This is a genomic window from Rhizobium jaguaris (assembly GCF_003627755.1).
Taxonomy (GTDB): Bacteria; Pseudomonadota; Alphaproteobacteria; order Rhizobiales; family Rhizobiaceae; genus Rhizobium; species Rhizobium jaguaris.
This window is the reverse complement of the sequence record NZ_CP032694.1, coordinates 3,015,875-3,041,021: the sequence shown is the minus strand read 5'-3', so window position 1 is coordinate 3,041,021 and position 25,147 is coordinate 3,015,875. Positions and strand designations below refer to the sequence as shown.

Genomic DNA, 25,147 nt, shown 5'->3' with positions numbered 1-25,147 from the left:
GGAGAACGGGATGAGCGCTTCTTCCGACTGCGCAGTCACAGCAGATACCTCGACCAGCGGAAGCGCCAAGCATTGCCGTAACCAGGCTACGCTGGCCAAACCGGACTATGATCGCGGCACACTCTACACGCTGGCGCTTGGCACTTTCGCCGTTGGCACAGAGGGTTTCATGATTGCGGCGATCCTGCCGTCGATCGCGACCTCCTTGGGCACGAGCGTTCAAGCTGCAGGCCAGCTCGTGACGATCTTCGCTCTGACCTACGCCTTGAGTTCACCGATCCTGACCGCGCTGACGGCGGCCTGGCCGAGGCGCCGCCTTCTGATGGTATCGCTCGCCGGGTTTGTCGTTGCCAATCTGATTGCGGCAGCGGCCCCCGGCTATTGGTGGCTGGCGGGCGCTCGCGTCCTGCTTGCATTTGCGGCCGGACTCTATGTGCCGAACGCCAATGCCGTCGCTAGCGCGCTGGCGCCTGCCGCATATCGCGGCCGAGCTCTGGCAATCGTCAATGGCGGCATTACCGTCGCGGTCGCGCTCGGTGTTCCGGCCGGTGCCCTTGTTGGCGCACATTTTGGCTGGAGGGCGACGTTCGTCGGCGTTGCCGGCCTTTCGGCGATTGCTCTCTCGGTGCTCGGCATCAGGCTTCCACGCGAAATCGCAGCCAGCGCGCCCGCTGGCCTGAGGGAACGCCTCTCGGTCGCCGTGATGCCCGGCGTGTTTTCGGCGTTGCTGACAACGACTCTTTGGGCGACCGGCGCCTACGTTGTTTACACCTATGTGTCGCCTTTCCTGGTGTCTGCTGCGGACCTGGCACCCGAACAGGCTGGTCTCGTTCTGACATTGCTCGGCATCTGCGCCATTGGTGGGGTGACGCTCGGTGGCCACGCCAATGATCGGTTTGGCACTCGAAGGGCTCAGGCTGTTGCCCTGCCGATATCGGCATTGACCTTCGCGAGTCTGACAATGGTAGCGCTGATCTGGGCGCCCCACGCACTCCTGGCGATCCTGCCGCTGGTCGCGTTATGGGGTCTGAGCGCCTGGAGCTTCTTCCCGCCACAGCAGGCACGGCTTGTCGGCGTTGCCGGCCTCAGCCATACGCCGGTCGTTCTCTCGCTCAACGCTTCATTCATGTATCTCGGCTTCTCACTCGGCGCAATCTTGGGGTCCGTTGTTATCACGCTGGCTTCGGTAGCCTGGATCGGCGCCGCCGGCGCGGCCTGCATGCTCTGCGCTATAGCCGTGTCGGCCTTCGCTTGGCGGCGCGACCGGACCTGATCCACCAACCCGGCCCACTCTCGCCGACATCGCAATGGCGACGCAGCGTTCGGCTCATTTCTTGATTTGTTCGATTCGCGACAGGAAGAGTGCAAGGGTTGGGGAAGCGTTGGTGCGTTTGCAGCCGACAACACGGTCAGTTGTAGTGGCCTAGCAGCATCGTGTGTTGAATTCTTTCTCTTTTCGACCATTGCGTTTCGCTGTGACCCAACCGGAACTTGGAATTGTCAATCTTTTCAAAGCATTGAATCTATGCAGGTGCGTTAGGGCAAGATGGCAATCAGGATCAACCCCCCGGAACTCACCATGCCGGTTCTCCTTCCTAAACCGTCCGACCGGCAGCCCTAGCTCAAAAAGGCACTTGACAATAAGTAGGTCTGTTCTGTATTTGTTCCGACCATGACAAACATTGGCCGCCTCATACGCTTTCGCGAAAACATATGACCCACCACCGGGTGGTTATGTATTCTCGTTTGTCGTATCGGAGTGGCAAAAATGGGCGAACTGCTGTCCCATCGCGCGGAAGCCCGCGCTTTTCTTCCATCAGGTTTGAATACCGTCCGATCAGTCGGTCCGCTCAGGTTTAGGAGTGAGCTGGCTCGTGATTACGCGTGTCTCCTTGACGTAGACGACCAGCTTGGAAGCTGGACTTGCGGCCCGATCTTCCACGACGGGGAAGGGGAGCAATTCACCGCCGATTTCGAAGTCAATTATGGCACCTCCATCGAGATCGTCACGATCGAGGATGCCAGTCAGCGGCTCCCTACTTGGCTGCCGCAGCGGATCCACGATCTCGGGCATCGTTATCGCCACGTTGATCGGTCTGCGATCGCGCCGGTGCGTTTGCAAAACGCCAAAGACCTCTTGCAATACGCCAGGGTCACCGTGTCGCTTTCTGATCGAGTTCGATTGTTGTCCGCGCTCGACGAACAAGGAAGCTTGAGCCTGGCCGATTGCCAGTCAATCAACATGACAGGAAGGGCTGTGCCCGTAGTCGCAAGCCTTTTCCTCCATCGGTTCATTGTCTTCGACGACATAGACGAGCTTCCGCTCGGGCCGGACAGCCGCGTTCGGCGCCGCTGATCTTCATATCCAAAAATCGAAACTCTGTTGCAACCTCCGATGAAAGGTGGGTTCGTGATGACTCGCAAGCAGGACGTTTTACGCGCGGCCATGAAGTCTGCAGAGACCTTCGCTTATTACTGCGCAATCCAGAAAGCACTCAGATTACATCGAAAGATTAATCCGTGGCTTCATGGAATTACAATTCTCAAGGCCCCGCTGGGACAGTCAGCCGAGCCTTATCGAGAGGCCGCCGAGGCCGTGCTCTTTGCGGGCAGGAGACCGGCTTATAACGAAAAGGAGCGGCGCGTAATTGTTGACGACGACAGCTCGGCGTTTCACAAGGTCTTGGATAGCGACGAGGTACGTTCATTCGGGTATATCTTGGTTGTGGTCGTCCACGACTTCAAAATTCCGCCCGAGTGGCAACTGGCCGCGTCCTTCATCGGCGATATCGAGAAGCTGACCGTCCGACAGGTGCGTTGCGCGCTCCTGAATTGCTGCGATGTTGTCGCGACCGACACGCAGATTGCCGAGGCTCTCCACATCGGTGCAGATTTGATGTGGAAGGCCGTCGCGCGAGGCCGAAGCTTCAACGAGAGTCTCAGGCGATTGAGGTCACTTGGAGCCTCAGACTCCGCGCCAGCAAAGCGAAAGTCGCAGCCGAATGCGAGGGGTCTGGAGGACATGGCCGGGTACGGCCAAGCGGCTGAATGGGGCATGCAGCTCACGGAAGACTTGAGAGATTGGCAGGCTGGCAAGATCGGGTGGTGTGACGTCGATCGCGGCGTCCTGCTTGAAGGCAAGCCGGGAACTGGAAAGACCACCTTCGCTCGCGCTCTTGCGACGACAGCGAATGCACATCTCGTTACGGCATCTCTGGCCGCCTGGCAGCGGCGCGGGCATCTGGGCGACCTCCTGAAGGCCATGCACCGCGATTTTGAGCAGGCGAAAAGCAAGTCACCCACTATCCTGTTCATCGACGAGATCGACGCGTTTGGCGACCGGGAAAAGCTCGACGACGATAACCGCGACTACAGCATCCAGGTCGTGAACGCGCTTTTGGAAGAAATCGATGGTTCCGATGAACACGAAGGTCTGATTATCGTTGGCGCTTGCAACAATGCGAGCCGAATTGATTCTGCGCTACGTCGCCCTGGTCGCCTCGATCGCTTCATCCAAATCCGACTGCCTGGCCCGACCGAGCGGTTGCTTATCTTGTCGCAGTATTTGGACCAAGCATTGACGCAAAGCCAGTTGGCTCCGGTGTCGGACCTATCGGAGGGAATGTCAGGTGCTCACTTGGAACAGTTGGCACGAGACGCGCGCCGGTCTGCCAGACGTAGCGGCCGTCCTGTGTCAGTCGATGACGTACTTGCACATCTGCCACCGCGTGTGATCATTCCGCGCGAACATCGCCGTGCGATGGCTGTGCATGAGATCGGTCACAGCCTGGTAGGCCTTAGACTGGGAGCTGGAAAATTTGTCGGGGTCAAGATTGCCGACTGGTTTAACCCCGGCGACCAAGTGATCGAGCTGGGTGGGGCGCATTTCAAACAATCAGTGCTTCAGCGGCGTGATCGCGACTACTTTGAACGGGAGAACGCAATGCTCCTCGGAGGAATCGCTGCGGAAATCGTGATCCTCGGCGGTCACTGTGACGGTGGCGGCTTGATCGTCGGTTCGGATTTGCAGAGAGCAACAGATCGGTTGACCGAGATGGAGGCGGCGACCGGACTAGGGCACAGGTTAACGTTCTCAGCGGCAGCAGATGCCGAAGAGGCCGATCGAGTACGGCGCTTCTACCCTCGATTGGCGGAGGCGGTTGAGGCGGGTCTGCTGCGACAGCTCGAACGCGCCAAAGCCATCATCGTCGAGGAGCGCGTCTTGTTCGACGCGATGTGCGACGCGTTGGTCGAAAAAGGCCGGCTAGACGCGCAACAAGTCGGCGAAATGGTTGCTGCTCATGCCGTGTCGTTTCAGACCGTGCCAGTTGCCTTGGAGCCCGACAGCTATTCCGGCATAGCCGCTCAATAGCGGCACTTGCGGACTATTAGACGCCCGCACAATCAGCCGCCGGTTTGGCGGCAATCACCAATCAGAAGCCATTAGGTGTACCATGCCGACGCGAGATCAAGTTCGCGCGCGATTGACCATTCGCGTGCAAAACCGGCTCCAATTCTACTGGGATTGCCACTTTCACGTATATGGGTTGATGCGCAATTGTGTGATGCCTGTCATCGTACGAGGTATCTTGCAGCGTAGGACAAGACGTCTTCTTGACCAGGATATCGAACGGGTTGTTGAGTGGCTGCACGATGCCGTCTTTCATGAGGCCTATTGGCTGCAGAAAGTTGACGAGGCAAATAGACCCAAGAAAATTATGAAATGCGCTTCGATCGAACAGCTGCTTGTCGAAGTCGCGAAGACAGAACGGCAATCAGGCCGGAAACTCGGCCCACCGGCTGCGTGTTCGGGCGAAGAGTGCATCGCAGAGCTCGATGACGGTTACACCATTGTGAGGCTGGTCACGGTGGAAGCACTTGATTGGGAAGGTCTTCGAATGGATCACTGTTTGGGCTGTGGGCGATATGATTACTGTCTTCAGAGCCCTGGCAGCGCCTTCCTTTCCCTGCGCGACCGTTTCGGAAGGCCGCATGTCACCATGTCAGTGGTGAACGGGAAATACGTTATCGCTATGCAAGGAAAGGGAAATCGGCCGCCCATCGATCGATATTTCAACATTCTCGCTCCCTTCTTTTCGCGCGAGGGCTACAAACTAGGCTTGGCAGCGTTCGAACTGGGACGGGTACTTGACGAGAACGGTGTCTGGCACAAGCTAAGCGAGCTTCCACCAGACCTCCGCGTTCCGGGCAGGTTGAACCTTGGTTATACCGCTCTGCGGAGCCTTCCGCCGGGACTGTATGTGAGCGGTTGTTTGCTCATCGGCTCCAGTCTGATTGCGGAAATTGGCGAGGGGCTGGATGTAGGCGGCCTTATCATCGGCAATGCACCTTTGACTACCTTGCCACAGAATACGCGAATTCGAGGAAACCTCGACCTTCGCGGCACCCAAGTCTCCCAGCTATCAAACGGCTTGTACGTGGACCGCGACGTTCTGATCGGTGGGACATCAATTTCTAAGCTGCCGGACATCATGAGTGTGGGCGGTAAGATCAGTCTGAGCAACTCCGCCATCAACTCTTTGCCAAATTGCGTCCCAGATGATCAGGTCATCATCACGAACGATCGAACGATGTCGGCGCGAGAGTTCAGGACCCACTAAAAATAATGTGCTTACGGTGAGTTGTCCGGCGCCATTGGCGGTGCGGGCGTCGAAACGTTGCTCGCAACTGCTGAATGAAGAAGCACACTGGGACGCTGAGTTCGCTTATCCGGGGACACCCGAAGAAGCTGCTGAAGTTCTCGACCATCGAGCAAATACCTCGCGAAATCGGCAAGTCGCAATGGGTGGCCCGGCCGCCCGCGAGCGCTGAGCGAAGCTCATTCTGTCACCGGAACACGAGGAGCTGTTCGCGGACATTGGTGGGATGATCGATATTTCCAATACGAAGATCACCACACTTCCCGAAGCGTTGGCGATTGAGCCATCATCGCAATGTCAACGGGGCGAATGTCGGCGAGGGAGTTTCGAGAACGCAATCGGCATGCTCAACACTTGATCGACGATACTACTAGTGGCAAATATAATACTTTGGGTCAACCAGAAGGATAGCGCTAGAAGTAAATCCGGCGTCTGAGATAAGAGAAAAAATGGCCGCAAAATAAAGGTCGCTGAAGAGGGATTTTCCATGGCAGTTGTGAGCATCACGATGGATACAAGGAAATCAGCGGAAGGAATCCTTCTGCCTCAGGATGTTGAGCTAAACATCCTTGCAGTCGAATTATTTTATTACGCTTGCTCAGTTTTCGATAGAGGTGGTGGTCCGCGTGGGCCGGTGGATGACATGGGAGATTTGGTACAAGTAGACCAGATATCGTTCACTAATCCGTTTGAGATATGGGCAGTACTTAGGAAGATTCCTATTTCCCTCGCCAGGAAAGTACTTGATAGGGTGTTGTTTTATCAAGAAGAACAAGACAAGCGAGCGATAGCAAACGCAAAGGCTTGGCAAAGTGTTGTCTCTGACAAGCTTGACAACATCCGTAAAGCAAACAAGGTTCGCAGAGAGCTTCTGGCTTCGGGTCTTGGCGAGGAAGAGGTTGCGGAGGTGCTTGGAAGGATTCTAAGCGATCAGCTTGCCGTGATTGAAGTACACGAAGCTAATAGGCCAAGGGTACTTGCACGCTGATTCTTCATTGGAGGGTGCCTGCTCAACCTTGGGCATTCTCCGACTGAACAGGTCGCGTTGCAGTGGAACGGGCAGAATATGAATATTACTCGCAATGCAACAATTCTCAGTAGCTAGATTATAAAAATATAAATCGCCGTTTCATCAGGTAAGCCGCCGATGCGTCTAGCATTGCTGTGGTGAAACGCAGGAAGTAGCCACGCTACCAAGGCCGAGTCGAAACACCCGCATTCTCATAATTGGCTGCACATATTTTGGGGGCTAAGCCGATGGCGCGCGGTCGCCGTGGCCATCTCAACTGGAATTACGGGATGCGTTCGTCTCCTCATGAACCTAAGTAATTGCATATCTTTATAATTGTATCGAATTGAAACACTATTCTTCAAACGCTTTCCACTTATCTGCGCGTAAGATTATCGTGAAAGCGAATTTTACCGCGGTTTCCTCTACAGCCTAGAAAACCAGGCGCATTGCGAAGCGATAGAACGTTATGTTTCGAATCTCGGATTGAAGACATGCCATTTAAGAGGGTTGACCGGGCTCCTTTCCGGTTTGCGGATAACTGCGACGTTGACGGCAATTTGACGGCGCCCATCAAAGCCTATTTCACGCGCCACGGCGAACTAACCGACACTATGGCCGAAGAGGTCGAGGATTTATTCCATGACCTGAAATTTCGCAATCAATGGCTGGCATGCGATTGCAAACGTTATACAGAATTGAAGTTCGCACCTCTTCTTCATCCGGTGGAAGGCATCATCTTAAGGAGGCACCCGAGCCGGCCTGAACACGATGAGTACTGCGTTTTTGTTCAGTCTCGTGGGAAGTTGAACGCCAACGCTGATAACACTCAAAAATTCATTGATCCTGAAAGGCGGCCAAGGCAGGTAAACACGTTTGGTTTGGTTCGTGCATTTCGAGGCGCATCACCAGTACGCTCCCCAGTCATACCTCGCGACGGGACACGCGACGATCGAACGCGCTCTTCAAGTCACGCGCATCTTTTATTGACGCTTTTGGATCGGGCCAAAATCAATAGGTGGAAATTTGGCGAGCAACGTAGGAGCCTCAAGGAACAATATGAAGCGATCCGCGAGGCCGCGTTGGAACTGCCTCTTGGCGGCGGCAAGTCCGTCGGCGATCTGATTATCTCGTCTCCAAAGTTAATTGGAAGATCAGAGCATTCTTTTACGGCTGTCAGCGAGCCCGTAACCCTGAGACAAAAGATTGCTAGTGCCGCGGAAGGCTGGCCTGGGACTGGGAGACCGCATGGGTTTCTTTGCACCCGGGTCAATCGGTTCGAGAAAGGCACGGTGGTATTTGGTAGCGACCACTTTTCACGCCCAATGGCGAACAAGCCGCATGTTTTCGCGGAATGCAAGGACGTGATGACCGGCCCGTATATTTCCTTAATCAGCTATGCAAAGGGCACTCCCAACGATACGGTTTATGAGCCATACGGGTGTTTCGCTCAACCGTGCCTCTCTGGAACGGATTGCGCACCAGTCGACAGCGAATACGAGAAGCGGACGCTCGGGCTACTATCATGGGTGCAAAAAAAGGAGCGAGAGAAAGGCGGCATTCGCTTTGATATTTGGAAGCCGCTCTTTGATATCGCCGTGCGTATGGAGAAAGGAGACTTGGAGATGTGCCGTCCAGATTTTGTCCTTGAAGTGCGAAACGAAGGCGGACACCTAATGAAAACTATCGTCGTGGAGACGATGGGATTTCAGGAGGACCTGGTTTATGAAAGAAGCAAGGAAATTACACATCCGCGTATGCGGCGTGTGAACGGGGGAGCGATGTTGGTGCCCCATGTCGTGGCCACTATGTCAAAATCCTTAACATCAGACGATAAGGACTTTCTAGCAAAATTGCGACTGGCATTCCTTCGGATCGCGGCGGGCGGAGCCTGAGGCCTCCAAGGTAGCTATTGCATTTTCATAGGCCTCGAGGCTCCATGCTTCTAAGTCTTCGGCTAGCACAGCCGTCAACCACAACGGAAGCGGTTCGAACTGCAGCGAGGTACCAACATGCTCTTCAACCCAAGCGGCTTGCTCAAGAAGGAACTGTCTTAGGTGATCGCCCGCCTCAGCGAGAGAAACTTCTTGCCACCACACCAACGGGATGCCCTCGAAGTCACCGCTGGTAGCTCTCAAATTGATTTTCAAAAAGCCTTCCTCCTGTCCATCGACGCCAATTTCAACCACCGCATTGTTGTTCCAACTCGTCGGCTGCCACCTATGACCCTTCAGTATCTGTTCCATAATTTCGACTATCGACGCAGGCCCGTCGATGGACACGATTGGTTCGTTACACACTTTGGCCTCATGTAGGCAGAGTCCCTGCGATTCTGCACGCGATTGATGCAAGGGACGAGAAATTCTAAAGGCGGGAAATCCAGCGGCGCGAGCAGTGCGAAGGCTATCGCGCCTTACGCTCAGGGGTTTAAAGACGAAATATCTATCTATGCCACTATAGGCACAGAGGGACTGCGATGCCGATGGCATAGGACATGTTCGGCGTTTTTTGGTGATCAGCTCTGCGATCGGGCGAGCGTGATCGCTAAACCCTTTGGCTCTTTAACGTCAGCACCTCTCGCAAGGAGACGTACAACGCGCCCAATCCAGCTTGGGCCTTCGCAATTGCGACGTTAGATAGATGTCCCGCCAAAATGAAACCTACGATTCTCCCCTCAGAAACGCCGGACGCGATAGCGCAATGTGGGAGAGATCTTAACCCGGGCGTCTTTGCCGTTGTGTCTGCGTCCCGATAGATACGCTTCAGAAGACGGGACAAGTTGGCGCTGCTGACGAACGTCTCTCGAACGTCTTTCTTGTCGCTCGAAAGAGGATCCAGTAAGCGAAGATCAAGCAGCTCGATGATTGTGGCAGGCGAACAGCCGAGTACCTCAGCGGCCTGGTGCAGGCCAAGTGGGATACCAGCTCCTCCGAACAGTTCATCAGCGACGGCGGCGTCGAACTTGAAGCTCGAGAGCAAGCAGTCTGATGGGAGGGCCACGCCCCGCTCCTTGAGAAATCGCTCCACGAGTGCAACGGGAACGCAATATTCTTCTGATGCGCTCCGTACCGTATGAGTGCGGCTCGCTCGGGCTTTCCTGGCAGATATCCCACCGGTCGCAAACGATGGATTCCATCTAGCCTGTGATTGGAACAGATCGGCAATCGGGGAGTAATCGGCGTCATCCTTGTGACGCCACAACCATTGCTTCGCGTCTCCATAGATCTTGACCCGAAGTCTGTTGGCGCTGCTCGCGCTTCCCTTCGTCGTGTAGCGCGACAGCAGCTCGGACACCGCATCTGGTCCACGCTGCGCAATTTGGTATCCAGCTTGGGCCAGCTCGAACCTCCCGGTGCCCAGGCATGAACTTTGACGAATTCTTCGATGCAGAGAACCCAGGACATCAAAGAACTCGAGCGCGACGTAGAGCGGAAGTCTTCCGACAAAATCGTCATCGGCAGATCGCAATATCCGATCGGTGAGATATTTGGATAGCGCGATAGCCTTTGGATAGGCGAGCCGCTTAGTGCTTTTGAAGGCTTCGTTAGCCATTTCAGGAACGGCGCCGATCTCACCAACATCGCCAGATGATGACGCTAAAGGTATTCCGTGTACCGGGCAGCAGGAAATAGGCAGCCATTGCCAGGTCGCCCGGATCACCGGCGGACCGAGGCTGGTGTCTGCGACGTAACATTCCGAGCAAAAGCGGAAACCGTCTCGGCAGAAGCCGCGAGTTTTCAAGACCGCCTGGCCAAATGCAAAAAGGTGGCCTTGCTTGAAAGTGAATGCATTGATCTGCGCTGGATCTACACCAGTCCATTCTGCTAGCAATTTGATTTCATATTCGCTGCCATGGATGAGTCGATCGCGGTTCATCCCCGTAATCGCGCAAAATTCCGACCCGGATCGAAAGCCGTTCGCAATCGCAACTCGACTTACAAAGCTGGCAGGAAGCTCATCGTCCTGCATCGCGATCTGGAAGGGCAGCCGAACCGTGTTCACGACTACACCGCTAGCCATCTACATTTTTTATCTGCGGCCCACCGCGCAGAGCCTCAGCGGATGTCATATGATCTAACCCTCCCGTAGTCACGCGCTCAAATAGCGTGCTGCCACACCGGATAAAATACCTCTACTTGATCATGTGCTCACGGAGCTATCAAGTTGATCCATAACTATGAGAACAGCATACGACGGAGTGGACGGAAGGAACCGATTGACCAAAGTACAATCCGAATTGGTCATACGAAGATCGAAAGCGCAAAAACCCCGAGCGCCTTTTGCGATATCTTTGATCTGAAGGATCAAAGATATCAAAATTGGGGACCATTGGGTTCCTCTTCGCCTCGTGAGGGTCGCGCACGCCCACGTGCTTATCAGCAGTGCTCTCCGTACCGGCGAATGGCCCTCATGTTTATTCAATTATGAGGTGTAGGAAGATGTTAACTATATTCGCTCAAATTTACTGAGGGTGTGGAGTAACAAGCGATGAATCAACTTTGGTTTGGGGACAATCTGACTATATTGCGGGAAGAAATCGCGAGCGAAAGCGTGGATCTTGTTTACCTTGACCCACCATTCAACAGTAACGCGAACTACAACGTACTTTTTCGAACTCCGGCCGACGAGGCTGCGAGTGCTCAGGTTGAGGCGTTCCGAGATACTTGGACTTGGGGTAGCGAGGCGCAGTGGGCATTTGATGAGTTGATGCGAACTGGTGGTAGCGTTGCCGCCATTATCCATGCGTTGCACGCAGCTCTGGGCGAAAGCGACATGATGGCTTACCTCGTTATGATGGCGCAACGTCTTCACGAGTTGAGGCGCGTCTTAAAGCCAACCGGATCACTTTTTTTGCATTGTGACGCAACGGCGAGCCACTATCTGAAGATCGTTCTGGATTCCATTTTTGGACCTGAGCAATTTGCCAACGAAATAATATGGCAGAGAAGCACGGGCAAGTCGCTGTCAACCAGACGGCTTCCCAACAATCACGATGTAATTTTGAGCTTTGCAAAAGGGAGAGAATGGACCTGGAACAGCGATGAATTGTACGAGCCATATGATCTGAATAACCTTCCGCCGTCCATTGCGGAAAAGTACGTTCACGACGATGGCGATGGCAGAAAGTATCAGCTTGACAATCTTCTAAATCCAAATCACGACCGCCCAAATCTGACATACGAGTTCTTGGGCGTCACGCGCGTTTGGCGTTGGACGAGAAGCCGAATGGAGGAAGCATTTCTCGCTGGTTTGATTCATCAATCAGCACCAGGAAGAGTGCCACGCCTAAAGCGTTATTTGGACGAGCAACGAGGGATGCCGCTTGGTGATGTCTGGACAGATATTCCCCCGCTTAACTCGCAAGCGCGCGAAAGGCTCGGATACCCCACTCAAAAGCCGGTAAAGCTCCTCAACCGAATTCTGAGTGCTGCTACAATTGAAGGAGGAGTGGTCCTCGATCCTTTCTGTGGTTGCGGGACGACGATAGCCGCAGCGGAGATTGCTAAAAGGCAGTGGGTGGGAATCGATGTTGCCTTTCACGCGATCAAGGTCATTGAGAATCGGATCCGAGGATTGAATCCAAATGCTGCCTATGATGTCGGGGGAATACCGAGAGATTTTCTCAGCGCTGAACGTTTGGCGTTGAAGGACAAGTTTCAGTTTCAGTGGTGGGCGAACTATCTGGTCGGAGTGCAAGCGCTGAAAGAAACAAAAAAGGGACCAGATCGCGGCATCGATGGCGAGATGTATTTTATGAACGGTCCACGCGGCTGGGGCCGGATCTTAACATCAGTGAAAGGTGGGCAGCATGTCGGGGCAAAAGACGTCAGAGAGTTCAAGGCTGTAATCGACCGCGAACGCGCGGAAATGGGGCTCTTTATCTGTCTTCATGAAGCCACTCGTGAGATGAGAGCCGAAGCGGCGTCGTTCGGTTTTGTTGATACAGCTCACGGCCATCTTCCCCGGCTTCAAATCGTCACGATCGGCGAGTGGTTCAAGGGCGTTCGTCCAGCACTCCCATCGCTCGGACACATATCCCGAGAGTTCTTTCAGCCGGAGAAGCGGCAAGTCTCTAAAGCGATCCGGCGACCAGATCCAAATGCTCCGGAATTTGCTTTTTCGTTTACGGGCAGCAAATCAGACGATGTTGTTGTACATTTCAATCCAGCAGCAGCGCGGGAAGCAGAGCAAGATCAACGATTGCTTTAGAGATAGAGGAACTGCCGTGTTGGTTTTCTTGCGTAGACAGGAACTTAAAGACTCCACGGCAGAGGGGCCATCTTTAGATGCTCGCACTGATTGATTATAACAAGCCATGCAGCCTCGATATTGGACACAGGTCATGGATACTGCAGATATCGACCGCCTTGCGAATGATTTGAAAGAGGCCGCGGCAGAATGCGGCGCGCTATTGCTGGAAGCGGTGCTGCCCGTGGAAGGCAGAGGCGGGTTCATCGCATCTGTTTCATTTGGCGAGTTTCTTAATCTTATAAGGCATGCCAAGCCAAAAATCGTCTATCTCATCACCACCAGTTTTGATGCGGCGGAAGAACTCGGCGACAACTTCGAAGAGGACGACATTAGCGACCTTCCAGAAGCCAAGAAGATTATTGCGATATGGCGCAGCCACGATGGCCAGGCCTGCCGTGTGGCCGCGGGCTTGATGTGCGATGGCATCTTACATCGCGCTATTGAACAGACCGATTGGTTGGAGGAATTTGAAGGCGAGATTGAGCAGTTGGTGACCGAACTGCTTCAACAGCAGGAAATCAGCGAGAGGGAACTGCAAGCCGCCAAAGAAAAGACCATTATTCTCAAGGCCAAGCAGCTAATGGGAGATTCTCGCTTTAATGGACCCAAGGTGGGCACTGGCAAACGCACTGCGCTTGCGCAACATCTGTTTCCCGACCTCGACCAGCCGACGATCCGGGCCATCGTTGATCGCGCTATAAACGACCATTGGCTGGCGACGGCGCCGAAATAAGATTCCTTAATTTCCCGAAATATTTGCTACTTCTGGGCACCTGCAAAGGCCCCTCTGTCAACGACGGCGCAATCGGTAGGCACGCCGCGGTGCAACTCTTTGCAAATTCCGAGGCAATCCGCCCCCTGATTCCGAAATGATGTCGCCCCCCAATTCCGAGAATTAGTCGCCCCCTTGTTCCGAGATGATGCCGCCCCCTACGGAGGGATGTGGCAAGGGTGTTCTGCCGGTGTGAAGTTCCTTCCGTCAATGATGACAAGGAAGGAACGGGATGCCTGCGGAGAGACTGGAGATGCGGCGTGTCCGCGAGATACTGAGATATCGGTCCGAGCAAGGGCTGGGCCACAAATCGATTGCGGTTCGGGTCGGAGCAGCAGCCTCGACGGTGCGCGAGACGCTGCGACGGGCGGCGGCTGCGGGGCTTTCGTGGCCGTTGGATGATGACGTGAGTGATGCCGTCCTGGAGGCGGCGCTCTACCGTGCGGCTGGGACGAAGACGGGTCATCGTCGCGCACCGGAGCCTGACTGGGTGCAAGTCCATCGCGAGCTCAAGCGCAAGCACGTGACGCTGCAAATTCTCTGGGACGAATACATAAGCCGTTATCCCGATGGTTACCGCTACAGCCGATATTGTGACCTCTATCGCGGCTGGGCGTTGAAGCTGCCGGTGACGATGCGGCAGGATCATATGGCGGGCGACAAATTGTTCGTCGACTACGCCGGCGACACGGTCACTGTTGTCGTTGATCGGCTGTCGGGCAAAACACGGCAGGCCCATTTATTTGTCGCTGTCCTGGGGGCATCCAGTCTTTCGTTCGCGCAGGCGCGCTGGACCGAGACGCTTCCGGACTGGGTCGAATGCCATGTTCAGGCGCTGGAGTTCTTCGGCGGTGCGCCGGCGTTGCTGGTTCCCGACAATGCCAAGGTGGCGATCATCAAGGCGTGCCACTTCGATCCCCAGGTCAACCGGACGTATTGCGCGATGGCAGCGCATTATGGCAGCGCCGTCCTGCCGACGAGGCCGAGACGCCCCCGCGACAAGGCGAAAGTCGAGGCTGCGGTTCGTATCGTCGAGCGTTGGCTGCTGGGCCGCCTCCGCCATCGCACCTTCTACAGTCTGGCCGAAGTCAATGCGGCGATTGCCGACTTGCTATATGATTTGAACGACAGGCGTGTCCTTCGCCGGGTTGGCGTCACGCGCCGCCAATTGTTCGAAGAGCTCGACCGGCCCGCTTTAAGGCCATTGCCCGTTGAACGCTATGTCTTTGCGGAATGGCGTATCCGGCGTGCTGGATTGGATTACCACGTCGAGATCGAGCGGCATTATTACTCCGTTCCCTATCGCTTTGCTCGCGAGCAAGTCGAGGCGCGCATCACCGCCAATACGATCGAGATATTCCACAAAGGCGAGCGAATAGCCGCTCATCGCCGCTCCAGCGGTAACGGCAAGCACACCACAATCCCCGATCACATGCCCTCGGCCCACCGCCGCTTTGCCGACTGGACGATCGAACGCATTCAACGCGAGGCCTCTTCCATCGGGCCGGAGGTTGCATTGCTGTGTGAGAAGATCCTCGCCGACAGGCCGCACCCGGAGCAGGGCTTTCGAGCCTGCATGGGAATTATCCGCCTGAACAAAAGCTTTGGCCGCGACAGAGTGAACGCTGCTTGCAGCCGTGCGCTTGAGATCGGGGCCCGGACCTACGGTTCGGTGCGCTCCATCCTCGACAATCATCTCGATCGAGCCGCCTCCACCAATGGACCACCTTCGCATGAGCCTATCCAACACGAAAACATCCGTGGACCTCGCTATTACCACTAAGGAGAACAAAGAATGCTTGCCCATCCAACACTCGACAAACTCAATTCCATGGGCCTGGCCGGCATGGCAAAGGCCTTCGGGGAGCTCGTCACCAACGGCGAAGCCGAACATCTCTCGCATGCCGAGTGGCTAGGACTGCTGCTCGAACGGGAGTGGAGTTCCCGCTACGATCGTAAGCTTGCCGCACGCCTCAGGTTTGCCAAGCTTCGCCACCAGGCCACCCCGGAAGATGTCGACTACCGCAGCGAGCGCGGCCTTGATCGCGCGCTCTTCATGAAGCTGCTCGGCGGCGACTGGATCAACGCTCATGACAATCTGGCCATTTGCGGACCCTCGGGTGTCGGAAAAAGCTGGTTAGCCTGCGCTCTCGGCCACAAGGCTTGCCGTGACGATCGTTCCGTTCTCTATCAGCGTGTCCCACGACTGTTTGCTCAGCTCGCACTTGCTCGCGGCGACGGCAGGTATGCTCGGCTGCAACGTACCCTGGGCCATGTTCAAGTCCTGATCCTCGACGACTGGGGTCTCGAACCGCTCAACGAACAGGCCCGGCACGACCTCCTCGAAATCCTGGAAGATCGCTACGGCCGCAGATCAACCATCATTACCAGCCAACTTCCGGTGTCGGCATGGCACGACGTCATAGGAAACCCGACTTATGCTGATGCCATCCTGGATCGCCTCGTTCACAACGCCCATCGCATCGAATTGAGCGGCGATAGCCTACGCCGAAACCTGCCCCGAAAAGCTTGACACCCCGCCTAAATGGACTGACAACAATCATCGCCTGCAGACCCCACTAAACAGGGGGCGAGATCATCCCGGAATCAAGGGGCGCAATCATCTCGGAACAAAGGGGCGGCTTCATCGGAATCGGCAACTCTTCGAGGTGGTGCAACTGCATCGCGGGATTGAGGACCAAAATCATAACGGTTATCTGGATCGGCCTGAAAGCGCGTGAGCGCGACGAACAGCCCACCTTTTCTTTTGTGAATGAGGCCGCGAGATAAGCTCTATCATTGATAGGAGTGGACCGGGATGGTTGGAGATCGCGCTGATGCCATGCTTGAAGTCATGGATGAAGGCATGCATGAAGCCAGGCATGAGGGAAAGTATCGGCGGATCGAGATGATCACCGGTCGGCGGCAGCGGCGGAATTGGACTGACGAGGAGAAGGCGCGGATTCTCGCGGAGAGCGCAGAACCTGAAGTGAACATTTCGGCTGTTGCGAGGCGCTGGGGCGTCAATCGCGGCTTGCTGAATGTGTGGCGACGGGATGCCGGACTAACCTCTCAACGGTCGGCAAAGGCCAGCTTGCCGCCTGCCGTATTCGTGCCGGTGACAGTGGTTGGGGATGGCGCACGACACGAAGGCTCGCCATCGAATGCCTCGGAGGTTCTTGCTGGCCGGATTGAGATCGAGATTGCCGGCGCGCGCATGACGGTTATCGGTTCGGTAGCGCCTGAGCTGGCACAAGCAATGGTGGCGGCGTTGCGAGGACGCCGGTGATCGGAGTTTCGCCAAATGGCGTGAAGATCATGATTGCGACGCAACCTGTCGACTTCCGGCGCGGGATGAATGGCCTGGTGGCATTGGTGGCTTCGGCGCTTGCTGCTGATCCGTATTGTGGCGATGTTTTTGTGTTCCGCGCCAAGCGTCTCGATCGGCTGCGCTGCATCTATTGGGACGGATCCGGCATGATCCTGGCAACGAAGTGGTTGGAAAGCGGAAAGTTCGTTTGGCCGCCGATCTGCGATGGCGCGATGCAGATGAGTGCCCAGGAGTTCTCGCTTTTGCTGGCCGGCATTGACTGGACGAGGGTCAAACGAAACGCGGTGAGAAGGCCCTCAAAAGCAGGCTGATCCTATTGGTTTTGCTTGAAGATTCAGACTCATATGGTAGGGTCTGTCATGCCGCTTCGACCCGATCCCTTGCCCCAGGATGCTGCGCAATTGACCCGGATCATTCTCTCGCTCAACGAAGAGAATGCCGATCTCAAAGCGCGCGTGGCCTTCCTTGAGCGCCAACTCTTCGGGACGAAATCGGAGAAGATGACGGTGCTCGATCCGACGCAGGCAATGCTCGATCTTGGCGATCTAAGCGACATTCCCGTTGCTGCCAATGACGATGTCGCGCCAGTCGATGACGACAAAACGCAGGCACGGAGATCGCCAGCCCGCAATATCGGCCGCTTGCCCAAGCACCTTCCGCGTTATGACGAGGTCATCGAGCCGGAGAGCAAGACTTGCCCCTGCTGTTCGTTCGAACTTCATTGCATCGGCGCTGATGTCAGCGAGGCGCTCGGCATCGTGCCTGCGGTTGTCCGGGTGAAACGGACGATCCGGCCGCGCTACGCATGCCGGGCTTGCGAAAGCGTTGTTGTGCAGGCGCCGGCACCAGCGCGCGTGATGGATGGTGGCATGGTGACCACGGCGTTTGCCGCGCATGTCGCTGTTTCGAAGTTTGCCTGGCATCTCCCGCTCAATCGCCAGGCCCAGATGCTGGCCTCCTGCGGCGTCATCATCGATCGCGGCACACTCGGCGCCTGGGTCATGCGGGTCGCCTGGTGGCTAGAACTTCTCTATAACGAGCTACTCGCCTTCATCCGCTCGCAGCCGAGGATGTTCTGTGATGAGACGCCGTTGCCGCGCCTCGATCCGGGGCGCAAACGAACCAAGCTTTGCCAGTTATGGGCGCAAGCAGTTGACGACCGCCCCTGGAATGGTCCGGCGCCACCGGCGGTGGCCTATACTTTTGCCGAAAGCCGCAGCGCTCGCGAGGTTGAGGGGCAACTGTCGTCGTTTGCCGGCGTGCTTCAGGTTGATGGATACCAAGCCTATAAAACCATGGTCAAACGACGCGGCAAGAGCAACGTTGCCCCCATGCGGCTGGCCTTCTGCCTGGCCCACGCCCGGCGAAAGTTCGTCGATGTCGTCAAGCTGACCGGCTCTTCGGAGGCCTTGTCGATCCTTGCCAGGATTGCCGAAATCTATCGCATCGAAGCAAAACTACGAGGGGAAGATGAAGATACCCGGCTTAGCGGCAGGCGTCGTGAGGCAGCTCCCATCATGAGAGAACTGAAGGTCCATCTCACCGAACTGAGCGACGAGGTGTCGTCGAAATCGGCACTTGGCAAGGCAGTCACTTACATGCTCAACCACTGGAGCGGACTGACAGCCTTCCTGGAGGATGGCCGGATCGAGGTGGACTCCAATGTCGTCGAGCGTTCAATGAAATCCGTGGCTCTGACGAGAAAGAACTCATTATTCGTGGGCAACGAGCGGGGTGGAAAGTCCTTCGCTGTTCTGGCATCGCTCGTCAACACGGCAAAGCTTAACGGCGTGGACCCCGACGTCTGGCTTGCCGATGTGTTGGAGCGCATCATCTCCGGCAAAGTGAAAGCCAACGAGATGGAGAGCCTTTTGCCTTGGGCCTGGAAGGCGGAGCGCGAAGCGATGACACAGCAGGAGCGACAAGCGGCATGACACAGAACAGCCAGGAGATGACGCCGCGACCGAAGCTCGATGACGACGCATTCGAAGCCTTTATCAGGAAACGTCGTCCGCCATCGCCTATCTGGTCAATGAGCGGTCTCGATGGCTATCTCACGGCTCTCATCATCGGCCCAAAGTTCATCGACCCACGCAAGTGGATCCCGGAACTGACCGGTCCGGACGCCCTGAATCTGCCGATGGAAACAATCGAACATCGGGCCGTGCAGACGATCGTTGCAGAGTACAACCGTATCTCGGCAAGCCTCTCCGAAACGCCGAAAGACCACCGGCCCAAGTTCACCAGGATCGATGATCAGACCTTTGATCCATTCGATTGGGATCTCTGCTTTCTGCTGGGAACAGGATACGCGCCGAGGCTTTGGCAGCCGGTCCTTCGAGGTCATGCCGTCACTGGCGATATCATCGCGCCCATCCGCAAGCTCGGCGAGACAAAACGGAAAGCCACCCGCCAGGATGCTGCTGCCGTCGCCGAAGCGCTCGTCAATATCCGAACCTACTTTATGCCGAAAAGGGCAAAGCAGAAGTTCTGAAAGAAAGTGCTATTGCGATCCCGTCAACGCCGAAAACAGTGGGCTGTTCGTCGCGCTCACGAAAGCGCCAACTTTCGCAGACCGGGAGTGCCCCCAACGTGGTGACATCCTTGCCTTCCTACACCGATCCTTTCACTGTTTTTCGTTGTATTTACCGGTTTGATTGATCGCGTTTTACGCGTATATTTCGGCCGGGAGTTCGGAGGCAGGATATGATTGAACAGATATCCATCGATGGCGTGGCGAGTTACACTGGAGGTGCTGCGGTTCTTTCTGAATTGAGGTCGGTGAACTTCATATTCGGCGCCAACGGCTCGGGAAAGACTACACTCTCACGAGTGATAGCTAAACCAGAGACCTATGCCAACTGTGCCGTCAGTTGGGCAGGTCGGTCGCCGCTCCAATGCCTTGTGTACAATCGCGACTTCATTGAAGAAAACTTCACTGCTCGGATGCGAGGCATATTCACTCTTGGTCATGAAGACGCTGCGGTTCTACAAGCGATTGAAGACCTAAAGAAAGACATCGATGACGTCTCGAACACTATCCGGGCCAGAAAGCATACGCTAGAGGGGCCGGATGGCAATGGAGGAAAGCGCAAAGAACTGCACGATTTAAATACCAATTTTCAAGAGGCATGCTGGAAAACCAAGCTTAAGCACGAGGACAAGTTTCGTGAGGCGTTTCGCGGGGTTCTGAATTCCCGAGCCAATTTCGCCGACCGCATGTTTGCTGAGTTCGAAAGCAATTCGGTCGACCTCAAATCGCAAGATGATTTGGAGACCCGAGCCGCCACTATTTTTGCTGATGTCAAGCTGCGCCAGGATCGCCTTCCGGACATCCCGGGATCGGAAATTGTGGCGCTAGAGGCTGCTGCTATTCTCGACAAGCGTGTGGTTGGCAAAGAGGACGTTTCCATAGCAGATATGATCAAGCGCCTTGGAAACAGCGATTGGGTAAAGCAGGGCCTCGGATATTTTCATCAGAACGGGGACTGCTGTCCCTTTTGCCAGCAAACTACAGATGATGCCTTCCGCCACGATCTTGAGGCGTATTTCGACGAAACATATCAACGCGACCTTGATGCTATTGCCGGCATAGCCACCGCTTACGACGAACATTCCAAAAGCATCATCCGCCAACTTGACGCGGTGCTTCTCGTCCAGTCGGAATATCTCGACAGGCCATTGTTCGAACAAACCGCGGAGGCACTTCGCACCAAGCTCAGCTTGAACGCACAGCATATTGGCAGAAAGCGAGCTGAGCCGAGCGTCAAGATAATCTTGGAAGGGGTTGCAGCAACAATCGACACCCTTAACGCTATCGCCGCTGAGGCGAACCAGAAAATTGATGCTCACAATGCGCTAATCGATAACATCGTCTCTGAGCGCGAAAAGCTGATTTCGGAAATTTGGCGTTATATCGTTGATGAAGCCAAGCTGCCTCTGGAGGCGTACAAGACTGCTCGATTGGCCCTGACAAATGCCATTTCCGGCCTGACAACCGGCATTGCCGCAAAAGAGCGAGAAAGGAATGAGAAATCGGCGAGGCTGCAGGAGCTTGAAAGGCAGGTAACCAGCGTCCAGCCGACAGTGAACGCTATTAATAGCCTGCTGGATTCGTTTGGCTTCCGGAACTTCAAACTCGCCACAGCTCACGAAGGCGACCGATTTTATACGGTTATCCGGAGTGATGGTTCAGAAGCCCGAGAAACGCTCAGCGAAGGTGAGAAGACCTTCATCGTCTTTCTCTACTTCTATTATCTTATCAGCGGCAGCGTTTCCGAAAGCGGCATAACCACGAACCGGATCGTGGTGATCGATGACCCGGTTTCCAGCCTGGACAGCGACATTCTGTTCATCGTGAGCAGCCTGATCAAGAAGCTGTTCGCGAAGGTGCAAGAACCAGCTTCGACGTTGAAGCAAGTTTTCGTCCTGACCCACAACATCTACTTTCACAAGGAAGTCGCATTCGATCCGAAGCGCTCGGGTGGTGAGAGGCGAAATTTCGAGACGTTCTGGGTTGTCAGGAAGAAAGACGATTATTCCGTCATCGAGGGCCACCTCCATAATCCGATACGCACCTCCTACGAGATGCTTTGGCAGGAGGTTCGAAATGAGAACCGTTCGATGCTCACAATCCAAAACACGCTCAGGCGGATCCTGGAAAACTATTTCACGATCCTCGGAAATATGGACAAGGACAAGATTATCGACAAATTCGTCGGTCAGGATCAACAGATCTGCAATTCGCTGTTCTCTTGGGTAAACGACGGATCACACAACGCCTACGAAGACCTCTATCTTGCTTGTGATTCCACGACCGTCGAACGTTTCTTGGCTGTCTTCAAACAGGTTTTCGCTGTTACGGAGCAATCCGCGCATTACGACATGATGATGGCACCTCGCTGAAACTATGGGCCAGTTGCCCCGAGCATACTGTCGCCGCACGAGTCTTGCTCAACGGGCAAGTATGATAATATTCAAAGCTGGCAGCAGCCCATGGCTGTAAAATTCACTCTAGCTCCACAAGCACAACTGAGCTACATTTTAGAATAATTAAGGGCAGAACACCGCAATACAATCCATCAGCCTAAGCGTCTTCAACTTTTGGAGAGGATAAAATGCGCATGGATGCTAGCCGAAAGCATTATTTTCTCGCAATAACACTTCGGTTATTCATGCCGATTTCTTTAGGCGGCCTGTGCCTCATTGGCGCCGATGGTATTGCGCAAGCTGACAATATTGTTGACCGCGCGATTGCGGCCGCTCAGCCGTGTAGTTCGCTCAAGGTGAAGGCAGGTTTCGTTACGGTTGGCGTCGATAAGTTCGAATCCGTAGATGTGAAAGCTGCGTCGGTCGATATCCAAGGGAATACCGCGAATGTTAGTCTGAACGCATCACTGGCATGCAAGACGTCAGATCAAGCTGTTATGAAAGGTGATGTTTCGGCCACGTTCGCCATCAAAGCACAGGTCGATCTTGGAACCTGCGTGGTTACCAGCAACGATGTGCAAATTATCGACACCGGCGGAACTTTCAAAAAATTTATCGACGCACTCAAGCCGCAAATCCAGGAGGGGCTCAAAGGCGGGTTGCCCCAGCAACTGACGAAATTGTGCAAGCAATAACCGGAGAAGACGACGATGGCGCAGATTGAACCGACCGGCAATGCCAAATCCGCCTCGGCAAAGGCCATATGGAAAATATCCGGAACCGTTCTTGCCTTGTTGGCACTTTCCGCCTTTGTATCGCGCGCGCCGACAACATTCACTGGAACGTTGCCCTTGGTCAGTCTGCCGCTTAACCTCAATGTCGTTTATCTAATCGTCTTTGGCCCGCCCGCCGCGGTGATCGTCTCAGTCGTCATATGGTATCTGTCACGACAGCTCAAAGTTCCAGTCGCATCGGATATAGGTCAGCTTCCTCTAGCCGTAATTTTTGTGCTGATTACGGCCCTCACGGCTTTTTTGTCCCTACAGTATTTCGTTGTTCTTGCCCCTGCTGGGCACTGTAGTGATGGGGGCGGCTTCTCCCTTCTGTTCAACAATCTGGATGGAACGACGCAGATCAATCATTGCATGAGTGGTACTGAAGAGATCAACAAGGCTGCCCCATTCTATATGTACCCCCAAGCCGCCGAGTCCTGGGGAATGATAATCTGGCCAATTTTGACTGGTGGCCTCCTTTATCGAGCTTGGACTTCGATTGGGCGCAAGACGCTCTGAACTCCAGGGGGGAGAAGAGTTCGGCTCATCAGGCACTTGCAAGCGCATTTCCCTCAGTTTTCAAGCTCGATTAGGAGGATACGTCGTCATGCCACCGGATCTTTTTATTAATCAGCGTCACCGCAAAGAGATAGATGATGAGCTGGACGAACGCGAAGCAGCACATCAGAAATTGGTGGCTCGCCATCAAGCATTGTTCGAAGCCACGGAAACGCTTACTGCCGACAGCAACATCCTGGGAAGCGTCCGCTGGAATGTCACCAATATTCGCCACGTTGTCGTCAATCGAATCCGCGATGCGTTGAGTGCCGCAATTTCTGCGAGGCTCAATATAGGCGACGTTAGGCTTCTCCGAGCCGGCTAAAACGCGTTCAAAGCGAAGGAGATTAATTGGCATAGGAAGCCAGCAAGACGAGGGAACATCCCGCCGTTTTGTAATGTGAGTCATTTGCTTGCGCCTTCCATGAATATTCCGTGGCGCAATGAACGCGATCGATCGTGAGTCCCCGTCTGTCGGCGCAAGCGAGTCCACAGCTCTGCTCTTCGCTCGATATGCAGGTTTTCACATGTCACCTGACCGAGTGGTGGGGCTTCACCTAATTGCGATATGTTGCTCCCGAGCCTCGTGGGCTTTCGTTTTTGCGCGACAAGGGTCGACCCGGCCTTTCAAAGGTCAGGAAGAGCGATTTAGGGCAGATTCTGCCGAGATGGAAAAAACAGATGCCGCGGATGGAACGACCAAGCAGCATTCCGGAAGATTCAGATCTGCATTTTCAACGGGGATCGAGAAAAGTGCCGTCATACCGCTTCCTATATGCTTCCTACCTTTAAAGTTAAGGCCACTAGCTTTGTAATAAGTTATTGAAATTGTTGGCGCACCCGACAGGATTCGAACCTGTGACCTTTGGAATCGGAATCCAACACTCTATCCAGCTGAGCTACGGGTGCATGCCTTTGGCGATCTGACTCGCCTGTCCGATGAGGTGGTTCTTAGCCTAGGAAGCGTTTGGCTTCAATGCGGAAAATGCGGGAAACCACATATCGATTTGTTTGAATGCAAAAGGGCCGCGATCGTTTGATGTCGCGGCCCTGTTTGTTTGTTTGCGATTGCGGGCTCAGCTCTTCATCGCGCCGGGGCCGGGGATGGCTTTGGGCGGGACCTTGCCGAGGATGATCATGCCGAGGACTTCGTCCTTGGTGACGTCTTCGGTGCGGGCGTGGCCGACGACCTGGCCGTTCTTCATCACCGAGACGCGGTCGGCGAGGTCGAAGACGTCGTGGATGTCGTGGCTGATGAGGAAGATGCCGATGCCGTCCTTCTTCAGCTCCTTGATCAGGTCGCCCACCTGCGCGGTTTCCTGAGGGCCAAGGGCCGCCGTCGGCTCGTCCATGATCAGGATGCGGGCGTTGAAGAGGATGGCGCGGGCGATCGCCACCGACTGGCGCTGGCCGCCGGAGAGCGCCTTCACCGGCTCCTTGAAGCGCTTGAAGTTGGGGTTCAGGCGACCCATCACCTTGCGGGCGGAAGCCTCCATGGCGACGTCGTCCAGCGTGCCCCAGCGGGTCTGCAACTCGCGGCCGAGATAGAGGTTGGCGGCGGCATCGACATTGTCGGCGACGGCAAGTGTCTGGTAGATCGTCTCGATGCCGTATTTCTTGGCGTCGCGTGGCGTGCGGATATCAGCCGGTTCGCCGTTGATCAGGATTTCACCGCTGTCGCGCTTGTAGGCGCCGGAGAGAATTTTGATCAGTGTCGACTTGCCGGCGCCGTTATGGCCGAGCAGCGCCACGACCTCGCCGGGAAAGAGGTCCACCGAGGCGTTGTCGACAGCGTGAATGCCGCCGAAGGAGATGGAAATGTTCTTCATTTCCACAAGCGGAGTGGTTTGATCCGTCATGGTT

At 55.2% G+C, this 25,147-nt stretch carries 21 protein-coding genes and 1 tRNA gene; 18 read left to right on the top strand and 4 right to left on the bottom strand.

The annotated features are described in order from the left end of the window. Positions 1–10 precede the first annotated feature (10 nt). The 6 genes from CCGE525_RS14815 (at position 11) to CCGE525_RS14790 (ending at position 8,564) form a co-directional block, all read left to right on the top strand. Complete coding sequence (locus tag CCGE525_RS14815) at positions 11–1,273, top strand: MFS transporter (RefSeq protein WP_120704937.1); 1,263 nt, start codon at positions 11–13, stop codon at positions 1,271–1,273. A gap of 495 nt (positions 1,274–1,768) precedes the next feature. After that, entirely contained in the window at positions 1,769–2,356 is a 588-nt protein-coding gene (locus CCGE525_RS14810) for a hypothetical protein (protein WP_120704936.1), read from the top strand. 57 nt (positions 2,357–2,413) lie between these two features. Further along, positions 2,414–4,372, top strand: a complete 1,959-nt coding sequence (locus tag CCGE525_RS14805; RefSeq protein WP_162950173.1) for an AAA family ATPase — start codon at positions 2,414–2,416, stop codon at positions 4,370–4,372. A 193-nt stretch (positions 4,373–4,565) separates the two neighbouring features. Continuing rightward, entirely contained in the window at positions 4,566–5,621 is a 1,056-nt protein-coding gene (locus CCGE525_RS14800) for a leucine-rich repeat domain-containing protein (protein ID WP_162950172.1), read from the top strand. 526 nt (positions 5,622–6,147) lie between these two features. After that, entirely contained in the window at positions 6,148–6,648 is a 501-nt protein-coding gene (locus CCGE525_RS14795) for a hypothetical protein (protein WP_120704933.1), read from the top strand. A 515-nt stretch (positions 6,649–7,163) separates the two neighbouring features. Next, positions 7,164–8,564: a hypothetical protein gene (locus CCGE525_RS14790; RefSeq protein ID WP_120704932.1), complete on the top strand. Its 1,401-nt coding sequence runs from the start codon at positions 7,164–7,166 to the stop codon at positions 8,562–8,564. Here CCGE525_RS14790 and CCGE525_RS38310 read toward each other — a convergent pair. Together CCGE525_RS38310 and CCGE525_RS14785 are read right to left on the bottom strand one after the other, a co-directional pair. Next, a complete protein-coding gene (locus CCGE525_RS38310; RefSeq protein WP_162950171.1) occupies positions 8,514–8,915 on the bottom strand; it encodes a hypothetical protein in 402 nt (133 codons plus the stop codon). The two genes, CCGE525_RS14790 and CCGE525_RS38310, sit on opposite strands and share 51 nt — an antisense overlap. A 298-nt stretch (positions 8,916–9,213) precedes the next feature. After that, on the bottom strand, positions 9,214–10,689 hold the full coding sequence (locus tag CCGE525_RS14785; RefSeq protein WP_120704931.1) for a TniQ family protein: 1,476 nt from the start codon (positions 10,687–10,689) through the stop codon (positions 9,214–9,216). A gap of 468 nt (positions 10,690–11,157) precedes the next feature. Between CCGE525_RS14785 and CCGE525_RS14780 the strand changes: the two genes are divergently transcribed. The 12 genes from CCGE525_RS14780 (at position 11,158) to CCGE525_RS38305 (ending at position 23,609) form a co-directional block, all read left to right on the top strand. Next, the gene (locus CCGE525_RS14780) at positions 11,158–12,879 is read left to right on the top strand and encodes a site-specific DNA-methyltransferase (RefSeq protein WP_120704930.1); all 1,722 of its coding nucleotides are present in this window, start codon (positions 11,158–11,160) and stop codon (positions 12,877–12,879) included. A gap of 133 nt (positions 12,880–13,012) precedes the next feature. Further along, positions 13,013–13,654, top strand: coding sequence for a hypothetical protein (locus CCGE525_RS14775; RefSeq protein WP_120704929.1), 642 nt, complete (start codon positions 13,013–13,015; stop codon positions 13,652–13,654). 292 nt (positions 13,655–13,946) lie between these two features. After that, on the top strand, positions 13,947–15,476 hold the full coding sequence (gene istA, locus CCGE525_RS14770; protein WP_120703235.1) for an IS21 family transposase: 1,530 nt from the start codon (positions 13,947–13,949) through the stop codon (positions 15,474–15,476). Positions 15,477–15,488: 12 nt separating this feature from the next. Beyond that, a complete protein-coding gene (gene istB, locus CCGE525_RS14765) occupies positions 15,489–16,226 on the top strand; it encodes an IS21-like element helper ATPase IstB (protein ID WP_120702904.1) in 738 nt (245 codons plus the stop codon). Between the two features lie 285 nt (positions 16,227–16,511). Then, on the top strand, positions 16,512–16,982 hold the full coding sequence (gene tnpA, locus CCGE525_RS14760; RefSeq protein ID WP_120704928.1) for an IS66-like element accessory protein TnpA: 471 nt from the start codon (positions 16,512–16,514) through the stop codon (positions 16,980–16,982). Next, entirely contained in the window at positions 16,979–17,335 is a 357-nt protein-coding gene (gene tnpB / locus CCGE525_RS14755; protein WP_120704927.1) for an IS66 family insertion sequence element accessory protein TnpB, read from the top strand. Before tnpA ends, tnpB begins: the two co-directional genes overlap by 4 nt. Before the next feature lie 48 nt (positions 17,336–17,383). Further along, positions 17,384–18,958: an IS66 family transposase gene (tnpC, locus tag CCGE525_RS14750; RefSeq protein ID WP_120704926.1), complete on the top strand. Its 1,575-nt coding sequence runs from the start codon at positions 17,384–17,386 to the stop codon at positions 18,956–18,958. Continuing rightward, entirely contained in the window at positions 18,955–19,518 is a 564-nt protein-coding gene (locus tag CCGE525_RS14745; RefSeq protein ID WP_120704925.1) for a UPF0149 family protein, read from the top strand. The genes tnpC and CCGE525_RS14745 overlap by 4 nt, the downstream gene beginning before the upstream one ends. A gap of 212 nt (positions 19,519–19,730) precedes the next feature. Further along, entirely contained in the window at positions 19,731–21,929 is a 2,199-nt protein-coding gene (locus CCGE525_RS14740) for an AAA family ATPase (protein ID WP_120704924.1), read from the top strand. A gap of 212 nt (positions 21,930–22,141) precedes the next feature. Continuing rightward, complete coding sequence (locus tag CCGE525_RS14735) at positions 22,142–22,648, top strand: hypothetical protein (RefSeq protein WP_120704923.1); 507 nt, start codon at positions 22,142–22,144, stop codon at positions 22,646–22,648. A gap of 15 nt (positions 22,649–22,663) precedes the next feature. Next, positions 22,664–23,245, top strand: a complete 582-nt coding sequence (locus CCGE525_RS14730) for a hypothetical protein (RefSeq protein ID WP_120704922.1) — start codon at positions 22,664–22,666, stop codon at positions 23,243–23,245. 88 nt (positions 23,246–23,333) lie between these two features. Beyond that, entirely contained in the window at positions 23,334–23,609 is a 276-nt protein-coding gene (locus CCGE525_RS38305) for a hypothetical protein (RefSeq protein ID WP_162950170.1), read from the top strand. A gap of 507 nt (positions 23,610–24,116) precedes the next feature. Here the strand turns inward: CCGE525_RS38305 and CCGE525_RS14720 are convergent. Together CCGE525_RS14720 and CCGE525_RS14715 are read right to left on the bottom strand one after the other, a co-directional pair. After that, positions 24,117–24,193 (bottom strand) — tRNA-Arg (locus CCGE525_RS14720). A gap of 167 nt (positions 24,194–24,360) precedes the next feature. Beyond that, positions 24,361–25,143, bottom strand: a complete 783-nt coding sequence (locus CCGE525_RS14715; RefSeq protein WP_120704920.1) for an ATP-binding cassette domain-containing protein — start codon at positions 25,141–25,143, stop codon at positions 24,361–24,363. Positions 25,144–25,147 lie beyond the last annotated feature (4 nt).

Bases quoted from the DNA above. Each gene is read 5' to 3' on its own strand.
- CCGE525_RS14775 (WP_120704929.1), top strand. From the start codon at position 13,013: ATGGATACTGCAGATATCGACCGCCTTGCGAATGATTTGAAAGAGGCC.
- CCGE525_RS14815 (WP_120704937.1), top strand. From the start codon at position 11: ATGAGCGCTTCTTCCGACTGCGCAGTCACAGCAGATACCTCGACCAGC.
- CCGE525_RS14785 (WP_120704931.1), bottom strand. From the start codon at position 10,689: ATGGCTAGCGGTGTAGTCGTGAACACGGTTCGGCTGCCCTTCCAGATC.
- tnpA (WP_120704928.1), top strand. From the start codon at position 16,512: ATGGTTGGAGATCGCGCTGATGCCATGCTTGAAGTCATGGATGAAGGC.
- CCGE525_RS14745 (WP_120704925.1), top strand. From the start codon at position 18,955: ATGACACAGAACAGCCAGGAGATGACGCCGCGACCGAAGCTCGATGAC.
- CCGE525_RS14795 (WP_120704933.1), top strand. From the start codon at position 6,148: ATGGCAGTTGTGAGCATCACGATGGATACAAGGAAATCAGCGGAAGGA.
- CCGE525_RS14730 (WP_120704922.1), top strand. From the start codon at position 22,664: ATGGCGCAGATTGAACCGACCGGCAATGCCAAATCCGCCTCGGCAAAG.
- CCGE525_RS14715 (WP_120704920.1), bottom strand. From the start codon at position 25,143: ATGACGGATCAAACCACTCCGCTTGTGGAAATGAAGAACATTTCCATC.
- CCGE525_RS14790 (WP_120704932.1), top strand. From the start codon at position 7,164: ATGCCATTTAAGAGGGTTGACCGGGCTCCTTTCCGGTTTGCGGATAAC.
- CCGE525_RS14800 (WP_162950172.1), top strand. From the start codon at position 4,566: ATGCCTGTCATCGTACGAGGTATCTTGCAGCGTAGGACAAGACGTCTT.
- CCGE525_RS14735 (WP_120704923.1), top strand. From the start codon at position 22,142: ATGCGCATGGATGCTAGCCGAAAGCATTATTTTCTCGCAATAACACTT.
- CCGE525_RS14780 (WP_120704930.1), top strand. From the start codon at position 11,158: ATGAATCAACTTTGGTTTGGGGACAATCTGACTATATTGCGGGAAGAA.
- istA (WP_120703235.1), top strand. From the start codon at position 13,947: ATGCGGCGTGTCCGCGAGATACTGAGATATCGGTCCGAGCAAGGGCTG.
- CCGE525_RS14810 (WP_120704936.1), top strand. From the start codon at position 1,769: ATGGGCGAACTGCTGTCCCATCGCGCGGAAGCCCGCGCTTTTCTTCCA.
- CCGE525_RS38310 (WP_162950171.1), bottom strand. From the start codon at position 8,915: ATGGAACAGATACTGAAGGGTCATAGGTGGCAGCCGACGAGTTGGAAC.
- CCGE525_RS14805 (WP_162950173.1), top strand. From the start codon at position 2,414: ATGACTCGCAAGCAGGACGTTTTACGCGCGGCCATGAAGTCTGCAGAG.
- CCGE525_RS14740 (WP_120704924.1), top strand. From the start codon at position 19,731: ATGATTGAACAGATATCCATCGATGGCGTGGCGAGTTACACTGGAGGT.
- CCGE525_RS38305 (WP_162950170.1), top strand. From the start codon at position 23,334: ATGCCACCGGATCTTTTTATTAATCAGCGTCACCGCAAAGAGATAGAT.
- tnpC (WP_120704926.1), top strand. From the start codon at position 17,384: ATGCCGCTTCGACCCGATCCCTTGCCCCAGGATGCTGCGCAATTGACC.
- istB (WP_120702904.1), top strand. From the start codon at position 15,489: ATGCTTGCCCATCCAACACTCGACAAACTCAATTCCATGGGCCTGGCC.